This window comes from Enterococcus sp. DIV1315a, assembly GCF_051712325.1.
GTDB classification, from domain to species: domain Bacteria; phylum Bacillota; class Bacilli; order Lactobacillales; family Enterococcaceae; genus Enterococcus; species Enterococcus faecalis.
The window spans coordinates 334,922-352,092 of the sequence record NZ_JBIOOS010000001.1 but is presented as its reverse complement, the minus strand read 5'-3'; the positions used below and the strand labels follow the sequence as shown (position 1 = coordinate 352,092).

The following is a 17,171-nucleotide window of genomic DNA, read 5'->3' as shown; positions in this document are numbered from 1 at the left end:
ATGAAACTTGTTTATTTTTCAGTCACCGGTCAAACAAGGCGCTTTATTAAAAAATTGGATTTGCCTGCTTATGAACTTGAGCCAGCGAATCCTTTTTTTGAAATAAATGAGCCTTTTATTCTTGTCATTCCTACCTATGATGCAGAAATTACAGAGGTAGTGAATGACTTTCTTGATTATAAAAGTAATCAAGAACTGTTAGTTGGTGTAGCTGGTGGGGGCAACCGTAATTTTGCTGAATTATTTGTCTATACCGCCAAAGATATTGCCCGCGATTACCACGTTCCGCTTCTATACTCCTTTGAGTTTAGCGGAACAGACGAAGACGTGGAGACCTTTAAGAAAGTAGTGGAAGAAATTGAGTCTAAAAGAAATTAAAGATGTCAGCTATTTCAAACTGAATAACGAGATTAACCGTCCTGTTGATGGTCAAATCCCTTTAAATAAAGATAAAGAAGCACTCGCAGCCTTCTTTAAAGAAAATGTAGAACCGAATACACGTAAATTCAGCTCTGCTGAAGAAAAAATCAACTTTTTAATGAAAGAAGATTTTATTGAAACTGAATTCATCGAAAAATATTCAATGGACTTTATTGAAAAATTATATGCTTTCTTAGATGAACAACATTTCCAATTCAAGTCTTTCATGGCGGCTTATAAATTTTATTCTCAATACGCTTTAAAGAACAACGCCGGAACAGAGTATTTAGAAACATATGAAGATCGGGTTGCCTTTAATGCCTTGTATTTTGCGGATGGCGATGAAGAGTTGGCTTTAACATTGGCGGATGAAATGATCCATCAACGGTATCAACCAGCCACACCTTCTTTCTTAAACGCTGGGCGTAAACGCCGAGGTGAATTGGTTTCTTGTTTCTTAGTTCAAGTAACAGATGATATGAACAGCATTGGGCGTTCAATTAATTCTGCCCTTCAATTATCACGAATCGGCGGCGGCGTAGGAATTACTCTTTCCAACTTACGTGAAGCGGGCGCACCAATCAAAGGTTATGATGGCGCAGCAAGTGGTGTTGTCCCTGTTATGAAATTATTTGAAGATAGCTTTAGCTACTCTAACCAACTAGGTCAACGTCAAGGTGCTGGTGTGGTTTATCTAAACGTCTTCCATCCAGATATTGAAATGTTCTTATCTGCTAAAAAAGAAAACGCTGATGAAAAAATCCGTGTAAAAACGTTGTCTCTTGGTGTTATTGTTCCAGATAAATTTTACGAATTAACACGTAACAACGAAGATATGTATTTATTTAGTCCTTATAGTGTGGAACGTGAATATGGTGTGCCTTATTCCTATGTAGATATTACCAAAGAATATGATAACCTAGTGGCCAATCCAAACATACGTAAACGTAAAATTAAAGCCCGTGACTTAGAAAATGAAATTTCTAAATTACAACAAGAATCTGGCTATCCTTATATCATCAATATTGATACTGCTAACAAAAACAATCCGATTGATGGCAAGATTATCATGAGTAACTTATGTTCTGAAATTCTTCAAGTTCAAACGCCTTCTGTTATTAATGGGAAACAAGAATATGAAGTTTTAGGAACAGATATTAGTTGTAACTTAGGTTCAACTAACATTGTTAATTTAATGGAAAGTCCTGACTTTGGAAAATCTGTCCGCGCTATGACGCGTGCGTTAACTTTTGTAACAGATGCTTCTGAAATTGATGTCGTGCCAACTATCCAAAATGGAAATCGTTTAAGCCATACAATCGGACTAGGCGCAATGGGCTTACACACCTTCTTCGCTAAAAATCATATGGAATACGGCTCTGAAGAATCATTAGACTTTACAGACATTTATTTCATGTTATTAAATTACTGGACTTTAATGGAAAGTAACCAAATTGCGAAAGAACGTAACCAAGTCTTCCATAATTTTGAAAAATCAGATTATGCTTCTGGTGCTTACTTCGATAAATATATTGAAGGCAACTTTACACCAAAATTTGATAAAGTGAAAGAAATTTTCAAAGACATTCAGATTCCAACGGCTGAAGATTGGGCTGCGTTACGCGATGCTGTGAAAAAAGATGGTCTTTATCATCAAAATCGTTTAGCCGTAGCGCCAAATGGTTCAATTTCATATATTAATGATACTAGTGCCAGCATTCATCCAATTACTCGTATGATTGAAGAACGTCAAGAGAAGAAAATTGGTAAGATTTACTATCCAGCGCCTTATTTAGCTAATGATACAATCCCTTACTATACTTCTGCTTACGACATGGATATGCGCAAAGTGATTGATGTCTACGCAACAGCGCAACAACACGTTGATCAAGGAATGAGTTTAACCTTGTTTATGCGTTCAGAAATCCCTGAAGGCTTGTATGAATGGAAAGAAACACCAAAACAAACAACCCGTGACTTAAACATTTTACGTCATTATGCGTTCAACAAAGGGATTAAATCAATTTACTATATTCGTACATTTACAGATGATGCTGAAGAAATTGGCAGCAATCAATGTGAGTCTTGCGTGATTTAATGAAAAGCACTTAAATAAGGCGTTCTGCTTGAGCGTCTTATTTTTTAGGAATGTTCTCTTTTTAAACAGGACATTTTCAGATATACTGGACAAAGAAGAACGGCTGCACGCTCCTATTTGGACTCTGTAGAACGTTTTAAGCGAAGAAACGAGACAACTAGTCAAACAGACTGCTGTCCCAGCATACAGGAGGAATAACCATGGCAACGTATTATGAAGCAATTAACTGGAACGCCATTGAAGACGTCATTGATAAATCCACTTGGGAAAAATTAACCGAACAATTTTGGTTAGATACACGGATTCCGTTATCCAATGACTTAGATGATTGGCGGACTCTTTCCGATTTAGAAAAAACTACTGTCGGCTACGTTTTCGGCGGTTTAACTTTATTAGATACTGTTCAATCAGAAAGCGGCATGGATCAACTGAGAAATGATGTGCGGACGCCCCATGAAGAAGCCGTCTTAAATAACATCCAATTCATGGAATCTGTCCATGCCAAAAGTTATTCTTCTATCTTCAGTACATTAAATACAAAAAAAGAGATTGATGATATTTTTGAGTGGACAAATACCAACAAACATCTGCAATATAAAGCAGAACGGATTAACGAAATTTATAAAAACGGTACTCCGTTAGAGAAAAAAATTGCTAGTGTATTTTTAGAAACGTTTTTATTCTATTCTGGGTTTTACACTCCTCTTTACTATTTAGGAAACAATAAACTAGCGAACGTCGCTGAAATTATTAAATTGATTATCCGTGATGAATCAGTGCACGGCACGTATATTGGCTATAAATTCCAATTAGGATTTAATGAATTACCAGAAGATGAGCAAGATAAACTAAAAGACTGGATGTATAATTTACTTTACGAATTGTACGAAAACGAAGAACGTTATACAGAAGAATTATATGATGACTTAGGTTGGACCGAAGAAGTAAAAACCTTTTTACGTTACAACGCCAACAAAGCTTTAATGAACTTAGGTATGGATCCCTTATTTGCGGATACAGCCAATGATGTGAACCCGATTGTAATGAATGGTATTTCGACAGGAACTAGCAACCATGACTTCTTCTCCCAAGTAGGAAATGGCTATTTACTAGGAACAGTTGAAGCCATGAAAGATGATGACTATCTTTACGGTTTAGATAAATAGCAAAAAGCTAGAAACGATCAACGTTTCTAGCTTTTTATTTTACCAACTTCCTGAGGCGCCGCCACCGCCGAATGAGCCGCCACCGAATGAACCACCACTGCCGCTACCAGAACTACTATGATTAGACGGATTGTATTGTGAGTTTAAATAAGCATACGTCAAAACACTACCATCATAACTATATAAAGTATCTCCTACTAATAAACGCCCAAAAGATTGTTTTTTTGCATTTGGATATATACTTAGTAAAGAACCACGCTTAGTGGCACGTCTTATTTTCCCTTTTGTGGCAAATAACGTTGCTCCATTAAGATATAAACAATAAAAAGAAGTCTTTTTCATCTTATTTAATACTTTCTTTGTCTGTTCTGAGTTATTTAGGACAGCCTTTGTTGGTAAACAATTCAAATAATCTTGATACATTTTTTTAACAAGTTTTCTTGTTCTTAAAATTTGTAAAATATAAATAGCACAAATGAGCATCCCAGCAATACTTGCCATTAAAAGAACATTTCTTTTCGTTGTGTTAGTGTTTAACTCTGTTTGTATATTTGTTAATTCATTATCCACTTGTGCGGTTTTTGAATTGATTGCAGCCGATACTTGATCAATAATTTTATTGAGACCTGTATTATAATCCTCGTCTCTAAAAGCCTCTTTTACTTCTTCATTATTAATAATATCATCCGCATAGCTATCCGTTAAAATACTCTCTAAGCCATATCCAACTTCCAAGCGAGACTCGCGATCCTCAATTGCCATTAGAAAAACCACACCATTATTTTTTTCACGATCCCCTACACCTAATTGATTAGCAATCTTATTGCTGTAAGATTCAACAGATTCCCCACTAGGTAACGCAGGAACGGTAATAAGCATAAATTGTGCGCCATTCGCATTTTCCAACAATTGTTGATTCAATTGAAACATTTTCTGTTTAAGTTGATTTGAGACAATACCTGCATTATCTGAAACATAGATATTAGCATCATTAATGTTCAACTGCCCATTCGTTCCAGTAATTGTCACTAATTCATTTTCACCAGTTATTTCTTGTTTAGAAAAGTTATTTATTGTTGTCTGGGTTGACGCTTCAGTCATTTTCCCTGCTAAAATATCGTCTCTCTTTTTTTGTAAGGCATGTTGCTTCTCTCTCAGTGCAGTTTGTTTTGCTTCATAGGAGATTCCCTTTCCTTCATACCAAGCAGCCATTCCTAATATTAAAATCATACTTAAACTAATTACCACAACAATCGCTGTATTCCGCTGATGCTTTTTATAAAACAAACGAACTTTTTCTTGAATTTTTTCGACTTTTTTATCCAACCTTCCTCACTTCTTTCTTTTTAACCCAAATTTTCTACAAATTTTTTATTTAAATTCCACTTGTGGCACTTCTTTTCCCTGCTCTGTCGCAACATAGTTAGTTTTCTTCTCAAATCCTAAAAGTTTTGCAATTATTTTATCAGGGAATTTTGAAATCTGTTGGTTATATGTTTCAACAGCTTGTATATAGTTACGGCGTTCAACAGAAATTCGATTTTCAGATCCTTCTAATTGAGTCATTAAGGTTTTGACATTTTCAGAAGAAGCTAACTTTGGGTAATCTTCATTCAATACTGTAACAAAATTACCTAATCCTTTTTCAATTTGCTCATTTGCTTGCCCTTTTTCAGAAGAAGATTTTGCTCCTGCGTATGCTTTACGTGCTTCCGTTATTTCTTTTAAAACTTCTTTTTCTTGAGTCATACTGCCTTGAACACTACTGACAAGATTCGGAATTAAATCAGCCCGTCTTTGCATTACATTCTCTACTTGTGACCATTCTGCTTCGACTTTATTATCTAAAGTAATCAATTGATTATAAGCTTTCATCACAAATGCACCAATAATCACAACGACAACAACAATAATACTAAGAAATTTATTTTTTTTATTCATCTTACTTATCACCTTTCTTTCTAACTCGTAATACAATCATAACTCTTTTGTAATCTTTTTGAAATATTAAACTTAAAAAATCAGTCCTAGGCCCTAGAAGAAAACCGCCATAAGCATTTTAACTTATAGCGGTTGTCATTAATTATAAATAGATGTTTCTACACATTAATCAATCGTAATTTTGTTACATTATTTGAAACAGATAGATCTTCGATAACATCGGCATACGTTAGGCCTTTAGGCAAATCAATAGTATAGATATTCGTATAGATTTTTGTATCATCCACCCAAGAAACATTGAAATTCACATCATAAATTTCAATATGTTTTTCTTCAAAATACTGATTAATAAATTCTTTGGTTTCTTGTTTATGTTGATAGCGAATTTCTAATTTTTTGATTGTTGGTACGTGAATAATTCGTTTGACAATGGTTAAGGCAAATAATACACCGATAAAACTTGTTAAGGCAATCGTATAGTAGCCCATGCCCACCGCGATCCCTAAACCAGCAACGGTCCATAGTGACGCTGCTGTCGTCAATCCGGTGACACTTTGTTTCGTTACAATGATGGTTCCAGCACCTAAAAAGCCGATTCCACTTACAACTTGTGCAATCAACCTTGCTTGATCTGAACGAATGACCCCCGTCAAAGCCGGATTAGCTAACGCATCTTTCAATGCATTGATTGCAATTTGCGACTGAATTAACGCAATAATAGCCGCGCCCATACAAACTAAAATGTGAGTGCGCATCCCTGCTGGGCGATTCTTATATTGTCTTTCAAAACCAATTGCACCACCCATCACCATCGCTAGGACTAACCGTAAAATAATTTCTGGAATTGTTAGCTGTAACATCCTTTTCACCTCTTCTTCTATTACTTCCAGTATAACAAAAAAAGAACTGGAAACATAAGGAAATCCTTATGTTTCAAGTTCTTTTTCATCAACGATTATAATTTACTTGCAGCTGCATCATCAATGATTACAACAACATCTTGATGGTTTTGTAATGCACTTGCTGGCATGTCTGTTGTTACTGGTCCGTCAATCATTCCTTTAATGGCCTCTGCTTTTGCTTCGCCATAAGCCATTAAAATCATTTTTTTACCTTTCATGATTGAGCCAATCCCCATAGAAACAGCACGTGTTGGGACATCTTCTACTTTGTCAAAATAACGTTTGTTTGCGTTGATTGTTGATTCAGTCAACTCAACGACATGTGTTAAGCTATCTAGAGGTGTGCCTGGTTCGTTGAAACCAATGTGTCCATTTTGACCAATACCTAAGATTTGGATATCTACTGGATGTGCATCGATAATTTTTTCATATTCTGCGGAAGCAGCATCTAAATCTTCTGCTTTACCATTTGGTACAAATGTTTCTTTAAATGGTTTTTTGTCGAATAAGTGTTTGTTCATGAAATAACGGTAACTTTGCTCATCTTCGCCACCTAAACCAACATATTCATCTAAGTTTACAGAAGTCATTTCTGTAAAGTCGACATCACTTGCTGTCATTTCTTTATATAATGTTTCTGGTGTACTACCTGTTGCTAAGCCTAAAACTTTCGCACCATTGTTCATACCTTCTTTAATTAATTCAAACGCTTTTTTGCCGCCTTCTTCTGCATTTGCTACACGGATAATTTGCATTTTGACACGCTCCTTACGGTTTATTTTGGTATAGTCCAATTATAACACCTTCTGAAAAAAATTTCTAGAATAAAAGAAAAAAACTTCTATTTCCCATCAGAAATAGAAGTTTTCGAGCTTGTTTAACAGATTAATATTGCGGTGCGTTGGGATCCACATACGTATTTGGATCAGCATAAGCGTTTGGATCTGTGTACGCATTTGGGTCAACGTACGTATTCGGATCGTAGGCTCCTTCTGCTGCTTGTTGCGTATTGCCGTTGTATTCTGTTTGTCCGGCTGTGGTGTCCGCTGTGCTACTCGAACTAGTAGAGCTATTAGCACTTGAATCACCAGATTCACCAATCAGTGCAGTATCTGTAACAGCATAGCTAAACTGATTATAAAAGGCTAAATCTTTTTCACGTTCAGAAGCATGTTCTTTTAAACCAAGTTGTTTTCTAAGCGTTGTTTGTGTTTTGTATAAGCTATTTGGATCTAGGACTTGATAATAAATATCATCAATGGTTGCACTGTATCCTTGTAATTGTTCTGAGTCAATTGTTTTAAAGGCAGATAAATATTTTGATTGGATGTCCATCATGTCATCCCAAGTTAAGTCTGTTTTTACGTTGGCTTCAACAGCATCAAGAATTTTTCGATATTTTGAAACACCATCAAAACTCATGACTTTGCGCACAATTTTCTCAACAACTTCTCGTTGGCGGCGTTGACGACCCACATCTCCTTCAGGATCTTCGTGACGCATCCGCGCATAAGCCAAACCTGTCGTGCCATCTAACTTGATTTTACCTGCTGGAACAGTAATACCGTCCAACGTAAATTCACCAATCGTATTATCTACTTCAATACCGCCTACCGCATCAATCAGGTCTTTTAACCCTTTCATATTGATGGATACATAGTGATGGATGGGAATATCCAGTAATTCTTGGACTGTATTAATCGCCATTTCGGCGCCACCAAATGCATAGGCATGGTTCAATTTGTCTTGTGTGTCATTTCCAACAATATCGGTTAGAATATCTCTATCCAAACTGATCATTGTGGACTTGTTTTCTTTCGGGTTGATGGTTACAACCATTGTAGTATCTGAACGACCTTGCTCTGTTCGGCCTAAATCGCCTGTGTCAATCCCCATTAAAAGAACAGAGAATGGTTCTTGCGCATCAATATTGGCCGTGGCTCCTTTATTGGACTTACGGTTAACTGATTGATAGATCCCATTAATTGTTGAATTGGCATCTGAATACATCTTAATCCCGTAAGCACATACCCCAGCTACTACCACTAGCAAGACGCTCAAGAAGCCCAGTACTACTTTTTTCCATAGTTTCATAAGACACTTCCTCGTTTATCTAAGAATAATTCTTAATTCATGCCCTTTATTTTCTCATAGTTTGCTTATTCAAGCAATATTTTTTATTTTTTGGAACAAGAACTTAACACAATTGTAAAATAAAAGAGCGCTTTATCAAGGAACAATTGTTATTTTTGAGAAAGTGTTTGCAGAAATTCTTGATAATGTTTCTGTTCATTCGTTTCAGTAATAGTTATTTTCTCAAATGCACCATTTAGTAAATCAGTCAGTGATCCTTCAATCAAATGCGTAATCGTGGCATTCCCAATTAATTCCATCCAATAACTGCCATCTGACGTTTCGTGGACGACTGTTTTCACCATACCTCCAGCATTTTTGACGGTTATTTCTTCATAAAAAACACCATCTTTCAATAACGTATAAAGTAAACTGCTTGCACACATGGCTGTTCCACAAGCACTTGTAAAACCTACACCACGTTCATACGTTCGAACAAATAGTTGATTTTTGCCAAGAATTTCAACAAAACTCACATTTATCCCTTCTGGAAAATATGGATTTTCATTATTTACATAGGTAGCGATTCGTTCAAATTCTGGACCATTTAAGGTTTCGTGATCCACAAATGCTACAAGGTGCGGATTAGGCACTGCTACCGCTGTAAAGCGAATGGTTTTAGATAAGGCTGGTACGATTTCATCAATTAATGTTTGGACCCCTAAATGCATTGGGATAGTGACTGCTTCAAAACTTACTGGTGAAATTTCCACTTGGTAAGTCGCTACTTCTTCAGCTAAATTGGGGGCTTGACGTACTTTCAAATCTGCAAACATTGTTTCAACTGTAAATGATTTTTCTTGGTTTTTTTCAGATAAATAACGGGCAACCGTACGCAAGCCGTTCCCGCACATGCTTGCTTCACTACCATCGCTGTTAATCACTCGCATTCTAGCATTGGACGTGCCGTGAGTCCCTTCTCCTACCAAAAGTAACCCATCTGCTCCCGCCAATAATCCTGTTTCCCGCGAACATAACTGGATGCGCAATTGCTCAATTTCCTCAGCGGTTAAAGAACGCTCAAACTGTGTTTCATCCAATAAAAAGAAATCATTTTCTGACCCGTGTACTTTTTGCATCATAACATTCATTTTTTTAGCTCCTTCTTTATGTATCCGTTATCTTTCCCTACTTACTTTAGTATGCCATAAACGAACAACTATTTCGACCCTGGATTTGTAAAAGGAAAGAGTCAAATGACAGCCGTCATTTGACTCTTTCCTTCACAATTGGCAAACTTATTTTGCTGCTGCAAAAAGTTCGTTTACTTTATCCCAGTTAACAACGTTCCAGAATGCTTCAATGTAATCTGGACGAACGTTTTTATATTTTAAGTAGTACGCATGTTCCCAAACGTCAAGACCTAAAACAGGTGTTTGGCCATCCATTAATGGTGAATCTTGGTTTGGTGTTGAAGTGATTTCTAATTTACCGTTATTCACAACTAACCAAGCCCAACCTGAACCAAAGCGGCCAGTTGCAGCTGTTTTGAAAGCAGCTTTCATTTCATCAAAGCTACCAAATGTTTCATCGATTGCTTCTTTAATAGCGCCAGTTGGTTGTCCACCAGCATTTGGTGCCATAATTTCCCAGAAGAATGTATGGTTTGCGTGACCGCCACCATTGTTACGAACGGCAGTACGGATATCTTCAGGAATAGCATTCATATCTGAAATTAGGTCTTCTACAGATTTTTCGCCTAATTCTGGATGTTTTTCAATCGCTGCGTTTAAGTTAGTCACATAAGTGTTGTGGTGTTTATCATGGTGTAAGTGCATTGTTTCCACGTCAATGTAAGGTTCTAATGCATCATAAGCATATGGTAATTCTGGTAATGTGTAAGTCATTTTTTAAATCCCCCTATTTTTTAGTATGTAACATACGTCTTTCATACAACTATTATGATAACAGAGTGAACCGCTTTCTACAAAATAGTTTGCTTGCCAAAAGAAAAGTTTTACAAAAGAGGGAGATTACCTTGTGTTTCCCTCATAAATTCGCTAGAATGACCTGTAGAAGAATGATGTGAGGAGTAAATAAATGAATACATTGCAATTATTTAAGCAGGCCTTTTTTTCAGTTTCAGAATTACGGCATGCGAAAAAAATGGCGTTTTGGAAAGTAATTCTCTATGCTGTTTTTTTAAGTGCTATTTTAGCACTACCTATTACCAAACAAGTCTTTTCTGTGCTACAAGAGGTGCAACAAGATGGCCAAAAAATTGCAGAAAAGTTGCCTGACTTTTCTATTGAAAATGGCACGTTGCAAACAAAGGCCAAAGAATCTGGCTTTATTTATCAAACCGACTCGATTATTTTTACGTTTGATCCAGATGGAAAGCGTACAGCCGCTGATGTCCAAAAGGATTTAATTGGTAATGCGTTTGGTTTGGCTTTTTTACAAGATGAATTTGTAGTCGCCTTACCAAATTCAGGCGCAACTGAATCAATTCTAGGCACTGACCAATTTATCTTCCCCTATAGTAAAGGAACCTTAGATGGCGTTAACGCTCAGAGTATCAAGACTGCGCTAAGTGAGGCAGCGATCCCCTGGTGGACAAAACTCATTGTCTTTTTAGTGGCTATTTACCCTGTTCTAATCGGTTTAGTTTTAGACTTACTGATTGCCGCTATCGGTGCATCTCTCTATTCAAAATTACGTTTTTATTCTTTACGTTTGATTGATTGTTTAAAAATTATTACGTATTGTGCTACCGTGCCAGTTATCTTAAGTGCTATTTTAAACTTCGTAAATCCGATGTTTAACGATGGCATCCTAGTTATTTTACTAAGTCTGTTCTTTTTCTTTGTCACAACCAAAAACGAACCACGGAATATCCCTGGTTCTTAAAAAAAGAGCCTGGGACAAAAATCACTTTGGATTTTTGTTCCAGGCTCAAAACCTGATAAACGGCGGGAACAGAACCAACTCCTTCGGAAATAAGCCGAAATTCTCCAAAAATTAAAAAGCAATTTTCGGAAATTCCTTCTTATTTCTCGGAGCTAAACGGTTCCGTCCCGACCTCTTTCTATTCTTCAAATTCTTCTTCATCTGTTAATTCAGGTAAGTCAATCGTGGTCACCGCAGATTGGCCAATTTGCGTTAAATATGCAGCTAATTCATCCACATTTTCCACAGGTGACACGGCTGCTTCAATTGCCATTGCTAAATTAAGTCCGGCGACTACTCGCAATTGCGGATAAGTGCCCATGGCCATCATAGCCACATTACAAGGTGTTCCTCCTTTTAAATCAGCTAATACAAGCGTCGGGACATTGCCAGCTTCTTTTAAGATTGCTGCCAGTTTTGCTTGCGTGCCGCTCAAGCCATCTTCTGCGGTCATTGACACAATCGCAGCATCTGCTAATTTCCCGACAATCATTTGAGTAGAAGCTAAGGTTTCTTCTGCCATCCGTCCATGGCTCATTAAAATTAATTTTGGTTTCATCATATCCTCCTAAAAATACTGCTGATAAATTTTTGTTCGTGCTTTCAGAAAACCACGTTCTTCACGAGTGGGATGAATCCGATTCGTCAACAAAATTAGGGCTTCTTTGGTCTCTTTTTTCATACCAATCGCCGTTCCAGTAAAGCCAGTATGATACAAATAGTCTGCCCCGACTTGCGTCTTTTTCACTTCCCAACCAAATGTACGTCCCCCTTGATTCATAGACCAGAGAGCAGTGAACATTTTTTCAGAAAATAATGGTTTGCCAGACGGGTAGCGATTGTTCATAAAACACTGAACAAAAGTGAGTAAATCTGGTAAAGTTGCAAATAAACCTGCACTGCCAATTGGCGCTTTCAGTTGATAGGCTTTCGAATCGTGGACTACCCCCTGAATAACGCCGCGTTGTTTTGTAATTTCTGTGGGCACTGCCTGGGCAAAATCGCTGACCGTAAAACTTGTATGCTGTAGGTTCATTGGTTGAAATACGTATGTTTGAAAGCTCTCTTCTAATGAGCAGCGATCCAATACTTGAATAATTTCTCCCAATAAGTAATACCCTAAATCAGAATAAGTGGTTTTCCCTCGTTCAGATAACGAATGCGTTAAAATGATTTCTTGCAAGCTTTTTTTTGTGACATTTTTCTTATCGACAACATCAGCTGGCAGTCCGCTCTGATGCAGTAGAAGCTCCCCAATCGAACAAGATAGTCCTTGATAATCAGGCAGGATTTCCCCCACAGTGGTTGAAAAAGCAAGCTGATTTGTATCGATTAATTGTAACATTCGATTTGTTGTCCCAATAACTTTCGTTAAGGACGCTAAATCATACAGGCTAGCTGATGAAATCTTTTGTCTTGCAAATGGACCAGTATTACCTAAAAAGCCCGTATACTGTTCTGATAAGCTATCTTCTGTGATTGTCCCCCAAGCGACACCCGGAACGACTTGCTGATTAATCAGTCTCTGAATTGTTTCTTGAATTGCGATTTGATTCATTGTTCACCACTTCTATGCTAAAACTTCTGAAATCCGTCCGTCATGTTCTGCTAATAGTTGTTTGGCTTTTTGAAAATCAACGTGAGCTTTCGCCATTACAATGGCTGGTGCCACTTCTAGCTGCGCTGCCTCCAAGTATTCTTTGGCTTGCGATTCCTCGATTTCTGCTGCTTCTTTAATGATATTCGTGGCACGTTGCATTAATTTTTCGTTCGTTGGTTGTACGTTGACCATAAAATTTTGATAGATATTCCCTACTTTAACCATAATCCCTGTTGAAAACATATTTAACACCATTTTCTGTGCTGAACCCGCTTTCATTCTAGTTGACCCTGTAATGACTTCCGGTCCTACAATTGGCGCAATCCCAATTTCCGCCAATTGATTCATCGGACTTTGATTATTACAGGTAACTGAAATGGTTAGAGCGCCCACTTTTTTTCCGTATTCAATTGCGGAAACAGCATATGGTGTCCGACCACTAGCAGCAATCGCAATTACGACATCTCGGGCGGTCAATTGATGTTGCGTTAAATCTTCGATAGCTAATTCTTTCGAGTCTTCAGCGCCTTCAATTGCTTGATACATTGCTTTTTCACCACCAGCTAAAATACCAAATGCGCGTTCTGGCGACACACTATATGTGGGCGTTAATTCAATCGCATCCAAAGCACCTAAACGTCCAGACGTTCCTGCACCACAATAGATTAAACGGCCCCCTTTTTTAAATCGTTCTGCCGCTGCATCAATTGCTGCAGCAATCTGCGGAAGCACCTTTTCAATTGCTTGTGCTACCTTTTGGTCTTCTTGATTTATTAAAGTCACCATCTCTAATGTTGACACTTGGTCAATCTTTTTAGTCGCTTCATTTCTGGCTTCTGTCGTTAATCCTTCTAAGTTCATTTTCTTGCACACCCCTACTTCTCTTTTAGACGGCTGACAAGTTGACTCGTTTCAATCATATTGCGTTCAATTTCTGTGTCTAAATCATCTTGAATTGAACCTAAATACAGAACATCGCCAATTGCCATTGACGAAGCAATCGATGAAATGGCCCCAACTCGAATAAGGTGCTCATTATTTGGTACTAAAAGAACTTCATCGCTCAATGATCGCACGTTTTCTCCATCGTTACTGGTAATAAAAATAACCGTTGCGCCTCTATTTTTGGCAATTTCACAGGCAATTAAGGCTTCTTTTGTCAAACCACTATAGGAGACCGTGATCAAAATGTCTTGTGCCGTTGCATAATTTAAAAACTCCAACATCATGTGACTATCATAATTAAAAATTGCTTGGCGACCAGCGCGGTTAAACTTGTGATAAAGATTATAAGTCGTTAAAGAAGAGGCACCAATTCCAACCAAATGAATTTTTTCCGCTTTTTTAACATGCGCGATTGCTCGTTCCAAGGCTTGTTTATCCACTGTATAAAATAAATCCTCAATCGTAGCATTTAATAAAGATTCTACTTTCATACAAATAGTATCCACCGAATCATCCGCCGCTACAATTGGATCAATATCTTTTTTACCGTTACTGGCAGCTTGTACCGCTGCAATGGATAGTTTTAACTCTTCCCAGCTGTCAAACCCTAATTGTTTAGAAAAACGGGTAACTGATGCTGGAGAAGTTTCGCTATTGCTAGCAATTTCGTTTGCTGTTAATGAGAGAAGACGGGTCGGATCCTTCAGTATATAGTCTGCGATTCTCTTATTTACTTTGGAAAAGTCCTTATATTTTTGTCTGATTGAACGGATTGGCTCCATCTTCTCATCTCCATTTCTATTTTATGAAAGTTAAAATTGCTTCGTTTGGTTCAGAAGGGATCATCTGTGCGGTAATAGTCACCCCATTATCTGTTAAACGACGAACGGTTTGAATATCTTCATCGGTTAATGCAACAGATTTTTTAATTGCACGACTGCCTTCTTTTTGAGAAATATTGCCGACATTGAAGCTCTGTAATGGGACACCGCCATCAATTAAAGCCGCCATGTCTGCAATGTCTTTCGTAATTAAAAAGACTTTTTCTTCATCATAATTGCCTGCTAAAATTTTTTCAATCGCTTTACGTTTTGATAAAATGGATAATTTAACTCCTGCAGGCTTAGCTATTTTTAAGGCACCAATTTGTAATTGATCTTTGACAGCGGCATCATTTACTACCATGATTCTTTGTGCTCCAACCGTATTCGTCCAAACGGTTGCAACTTGTCCGTGAATTAAACGCTCATCTACTCTTGCATGTACAATTGTCATAATAAATCTCTCCTATTATATACTATTTTTTTAAAATAAACCGCCAACCCAAGCCAACATTGGTTGTAAATTGCCTAAAACCATGCCAATTAAAATTAAAACAAAGATTAACCGTGTTGAATTCATTTTCTTTTTCCCTAGTAACCAATAGGATAAAAGAACAATCCCTAAAGGAATTAATGCGGGTAAAATTTTATCCAACATTTCTTGAACAGATAATGTTACATCTCCCATTTTATAAGTTAAATCTAATTTGTAAGTAATTACCGAAGGAATCAAACCGCCGACCACCGTTAACCCTAAAATAGCTGCACCTTGCGTAAACAATTTCATTTTATCCGCAAATTCTGTCGCAATTTTTTTCCCTTGATGGTAACCAATCCAAGTGAATTTATAGCGAACCCATAGGACCACTGCTCCGGCAATTAACGGGATCATTAACCCAACAACCTGGCCCCCTTGCGCCATGTAAGCTGCAATCGAAAAAACAATCGCACGATAAATCGCGATAAAAATGGTATCACCAACACCAGCAAACGGACCCATTAGACCTGTTTTCAAACCAGTAATGGCCGTTTCATCTTCAATGCCAACTTCTTCTTCCAAAGCCATATCAGCTCCGACAATTAAATGCGACATGGCTGGCGTTGTATTCATAAAGCCAAGATGTGTCTTCAAGGCTTTCTTCATAGCTACTGGATCTTCACTGTATAGTCGCTTTAATGCAGGCATCATCACCCAAGCGTAACCAAGTCCTTGCATTTTTTCATAGTTCCAGCCCCACTGATAGCCAAAAAGATTACGGACGTAAACTTTATTAATATCCTTTTTTGTTAATTTGTTAGTCATCAATCTCAACCTCCTCATCATCTTCGTAAATAACCGTGCCACTTGTTGTAGCTGCGCCGCCTTTGTTATGATTCATCACATAAATCGCTGCTAAAGCCAAGCCAACCAGTGCGACACCTAAAACTGAGAAGAATTGGGCCCCATAAGCAAGTAACACGAACCCAATAATAAAATAGGGCCAGTATGTTTTAATTGGTAAGTAACGCATTAAAATAGCAATCCCCATCGCTGGTAAAATAGCGCCTGCTGCTTTTAGCCCATTCATCACCCAAATAGGAATCCAATTATTGATAGCGTTTACAACTTGTTCACCAAAAGCTAGGCCAATAAAAACTGGGATGACACGAGAAATCGTCCAAGGAAAAATTCCTAAAACATTGCAACGCTCGACCCCTTTATAATTGCCTTCTTCCGCATAGCGATCTGCTTTGTGTTGGAAAAACGTATTAGCCATTCTGCCTAAAATATCTAGTTGTGTCAATAATAACCCAATCGGAACCGCAACTCCGATACCATACTCTGCCCCTTTCCCTGAAATGATTGCATAAGCCGTTCCCATAATGGCCCCTGAAAGAAAGTCTGGGACTGTTGCTCCTCCATAAGTCGCTACGCCTAATGTCATCAATTGAAGCGTTGCCCCAATCATCAAACCTGTTTGAACATCTCCTAAGACTAGGCCAGTAAACGTTGCAGCAAACAATGGTGTATATGGACCAATCTGAATAGAAATTTGGTCAAGTACACCAACAACTGTGTAAAGACATAAAATCAAAATAATACCAATCGATACTGTCATGCTTTCTCATCCTCCTTGAATGCGTTTTCTTTTTTGTATTTGTAGAATACCATTAAAGAAATATCATTTCAAGTTCTTTTTAAAAATATTTTTAAATGAAATTGCATTTCTTATATAATTTTTGTGCTATACTAAAAGAAAACGGTTTAGGAGTGAT

At 37.5% G+C, this 17,171-nt stretch carries 18 protein-coding genes; 4 read left to right on the top strand and 14 right to left on the bottom strand.

The genetic code is table 11. From position 1 onward, the window contains the following. The 3 genes from nrdI (at nt 1) to nrdF (ending at nt 3,684) form a co-directional block, all read left to right on the top strand. A complete protein-coding gene (gene nrdI / locus IGJ03_RS01780; RefSeq protein ID WP_002355359.1) occupies nt 1-378 on the top strand; it encodes a class Ib ribonucleoside-diphosphate reductase assembly flavoprotein NrdI in 378 nt (125 codons plus the stop codon). Beyond that, complete coding sequence (gene nrdE / locus IGJ03_RS01775) at nt 359-2,518, top strand: class 1b ribonucleoside-diphosphate reductase subunit alpha (protein WP_002355358.1); 2,160 nt, start codon at nt 359-361, stop codon at nt 2,516-2,518. The genes nrdI and nrdE overlap by 20 nt, the downstream gene beginning before the upstream one ends. Before the next feature lie 200 nt (nt 2,519-2,718). Further along, a complete protein-coding gene (gene nrdF / locus IGJ03_RS01770) occupies nt 2,719-3,684 on the top strand; it encodes a class 1b ribonucleoside-diphosphate reductase subunit beta (RefSeq protein ID WP_002355357.1) in 966 nt (321 codons plus the stop codon). A gap of 39 nt (nt 3,685-3,723) precedes the next feature. On the opposite strand, the gene IGJ03_RS01765 is transcribed toward nrdF, so the two are convergent. The 7 genes from IGJ03_RS01765 to IGJ03_RS01735 all read right to left on the bottom strand — a co-directional run bounded on the left by IGJ03_RS01765 (nt 3,724) and on the right by IGJ03_RS01735 (nt 10,507). After that, nucleotides 3,724-5,010 carry a TPM domain-containing protein gene (locus tag IGJ03_RS01765; protein ID WP_010824387.1) on the bottom strand — a complete coding sequence of 429 codons (1,287 nt, stop codon included), beginning with the start codon at nt 5,008-5,010 and terminating at the stop codon, nt 3,724-3,726. A gap of 45 nt (nt 5,011-5,055) precedes the next feature. After that, entirely contained in the window at nt 5,056-5,625 is a 570-nt protein-coding gene (locus tag IGJ03_RS01760) for a LemA family protein (protein ID WP_002386098.1), read from the bottom strand. 158 nt (nt 5,626-5,783) lie between these two features. Further along, nucleotides 5,784-6,485 carry an MgtC/SapB family protein gene (locus IGJ03_RS01755; protein WP_002355354.1) on the bottom strand — a complete coding sequence of 234 codons (702 nt, stop codon included), beginning with the start codon at nt 6,483-6,485 and terminating at the stop codon, nt 5,784-5,786. A gap of 95 nt (nt 6,486-6,580) precedes the next feature. Beyond that, nucleotides 6,581-7,282, bottom strand: a complete 702-nt coding sequence (gene nagB, locus IGJ03_RS01750) for a glucosamine-6-phosphate deaminase (protein WP_002355352.1) — start codon at nt 7,280-7,282, stop codon at nt 6,581-6,583. A gap of 130 nt (nt 7,283-7,412) precedes the next feature. Further along, nucleotides 7,413-8,621, bottom strand: coding sequence for an LCP family glycopolymer transferase (locus IGJ03_RS01745; protein ID WP_002390468.1), 1,209 nt, complete (start codon nt 8,619-8,621; stop codon nt 7,413-7,415). A gap of 149 nt (nt 8,622-8,770) precedes the next feature. Next, nucleotides 8,771-9,751, bottom strand: a complete 981-nt coding sequence (gene dapF / locus IGJ03_RS01740; protein WP_010777383.1) for a diaminopimelate epimerase — start codon at nt 9,749-9,751, stop codon at nt 8,771-8,773. A gap of 147 nt (nt 9,752-9,898) precedes the next feature. Next, on the bottom strand, nt 9,899-10,507 hold the full coding sequence (locus IGJ03_RS01735) for a superoxide dismutase (RefSeq protein ID WP_002361201.1): 609 nt from the start codon (nt 10,505-10,507) through the stop codon (nt 9,899-9,901). A gap of 193 nt (nt 10,508-10,700) precedes the next feature. On the opposite strand from IGJ03_RS01735, the gene IGJ03_RS01730 reads away from it, so the two are divergent. Further along, a complete protein-coding gene (locus IGJ03_RS01730; RefSeq protein ID WP_002355344.1) occupies nt 10,701-11,510 on the top strand; it encodes a DUF1189 domain-containing protein in 810 nt (269 codons plus the stop codon). Nucleotides 11,511-11,688: 178 nt separating this feature from the next. Here the strand turns inward: IGJ03_RS01730 and IGJ03_RS01725 are convergent, their stop codons facing one another. Genes IGJ03_RS01725 through IGJ03_RS01695 form a run of 7 tightly spaced genes read right to left on the bottom strand, consistent with a single transcriptional unit; the run spans nt 11,689 to nt 17,014 of the window. After that, the gene (locus IGJ03_RS01725; protein ID WP_218391401.1) at nt 11,689-12,108 is read right to left on the bottom strand and encodes a PTS sugar transporter subunit IIA; all 420 of its coding nucleotides are present in this window, start codon (nt 12,106-12,108) and stop codon (nt 11,689-11,691) included. Nucleotides 12,109-12,117: 9 nt separating this feature from the next. Continuing rightward, entirely contained in the window at nt 12,118-13,107 is a 990-nt protein-coding gene (locus IGJ03_RS01720) for a serine hydrolase domain-containing protein (protein WP_010777382.1), read from the bottom strand. Between the two features lie 12 nt (nt 13,108-13,119). Beyond that, entirely contained in the window at nt 13,120-14,010 is an 891-nt protein-coding gene (gene murQ / locus IGJ03_RS01715) for an N-acetylmuramic acid 6-phosphate etherase (protein WP_375804739.1), read from the bottom strand. A gap of 14 nt (nt 14,011-14,024) precedes the next feature. Continuing rightward, entirely contained in the window at nt 14,025-14,876 is an 852-nt protein-coding gene (locus tag IGJ03_RS01710) for a MurR/RpiR family transcriptional regulator (RefSeq protein ID WP_002355339.1), read from the bottom strand. 16 nt (nt 14,877-14,892) lie between these two features. Continuing rightward, a complete protein-coding gene (locus IGJ03_RS01705) occupies nt 14,893-15,369 on the bottom strand; it encodes a PTS system mannose/fructose/N-acetylgalactosamine-transporter subunit IIB (RefSeq protein WP_438711064.1) in 477 nt (158 codons plus the stop codon). A gap of 30 nt (nt 15,370-15,399) precedes the next feature. Then, nucleotides 15,400-16,218: a PTS system mannose/fructose/sorbose family transporter subunit IID gene (locus tag IGJ03_RS01700; RefSeq protein ID WP_010777381.1), complete on the bottom strand. Its 819-nt coding sequence runs from the start codon at nt 16,216-16,218 to the stop codon at nt 15,400-15,402. Then, nucleotides 16,211-17,014: a PTS mannose/fructose/sorbose/N-acetylgalactosamine transporter subunit IIC gene (locus IGJ03_RS01695; protein WP_002358431.1), complete on the bottom strand. Its 804-nt coding sequence runs from the start codon at nt 17,012-17,014 to the stop codon at nt 16,211-16,213. The genes IGJ03_RS01700 and IGJ03_RS01695 overlap by 8 nt, the downstream gene beginning before the upstream one ends. Nucleotides 17,015-17,171 lie beyond the last annotated feature (157 nt).

Coding starts and splice junctions, on each gene's coding strand:
- nrdI (WP_002355359.1), top strand. CDS start 1: ATGAAACTTGTTTATTTTTCAGTCACCGGTCAAACAAGGCGCTTTATT.
- nrdF (WP_002355357.1), top strand. CDS start 2,719: ATGGCAACGTATTATGAAGCAATTAACTGGAACGCCATTGAAGACGTC.
- IGJ03_RS01760 (WP_002386098.1), bottom strand. CDS start 5,625: ATGAATAAAAAAAATAAATTTCTTAGTATTATTGTTGTTGTCGTTGTG.
- IGJ03_RS01755 (WP_002355354.1), bottom strand. CDS start 6,485: ATGTTACAGCTAACAATTCCAGAAATTATTTTACGGTTAGTCCTAGCG.
- nagB (WP_002355352.1), bottom strand. CDS start 7,282: ATGCAAATTATCCGTGTAGCAAATGCAGAAGAAGGCGGCAAAAAAGCG.
- IGJ03_RS01745 (WP_002390468.1), bottom strand. CDS start 8,621: ATGAAACTATGGAAAAAAGTAGTACTGGGCTTCTTGAGCGTCTTGCTA.
- dapF (WP_010777383.1), bottom strand. CDS start 9,751: ATGAATGTTATGATGCAAAAAGTACACGGGTCAGAAAATGATTTCTTT.
- IGJ03_RS01735 (WP_002361201.1), bottom strand. CDS start 10,507: ATGACTTACACATTACCAGAATTACCATATGCTTATGATGCATTAGAA.
- IGJ03_RS01730 (WP_002355344.1), top strand. CDS start 10,701: ATGAATACATTGCAATTATTTAAGCAGGCCTTTTTTTCAGTTTCAGAA.
- IGJ03_RS01725 (WP_218391401.1), bottom strand. CDS start 12,108: ATGAAACCAAAATTAATTTTAATGAGCCATGGACGGATGGCAGAAGAA.
- IGJ03_RS01720 (WP_010777382.1), bottom strand. CDS start 13,107: ATGAATCAAATCGCAATTCAAGAAACAATTCAGAGACTGATTAATCAG.
- murQ (WP_375804739.1), bottom strand. CDS start 14,010: ATGAACTTAGAAGGATTAACGACAGAAGCCAGAAATGAAGCGACTAAA.
- IGJ03_RS01710 (WP_002355339.1), bottom strand. CDS start 14,876: ATGGAGCCAATCCGTTCAATCAGACAAAAATATAAGGACTTTTCCAAA.
- IGJ03_RS01705 (WP_438711064.1), bottom strand. CDS start 15,369: ATGACAATTGTACATGCAAGAGTAGATGAGCGTTTAATTCACGGACAA.
- IGJ03_RS01700 (WP_010777381.1), bottom strand. CDS start 16,218: ATGACTAACAAATTAACAAAAAAGGATATTAATAAAGTTTACGTCCGT.
- IGJ03_RS01695 (WP_002358431.1), bottom strand. CDS start 17,014: ATGACAGTATCGATTGGTATTATTTTGATTTTATGTCTTTACACAGTT.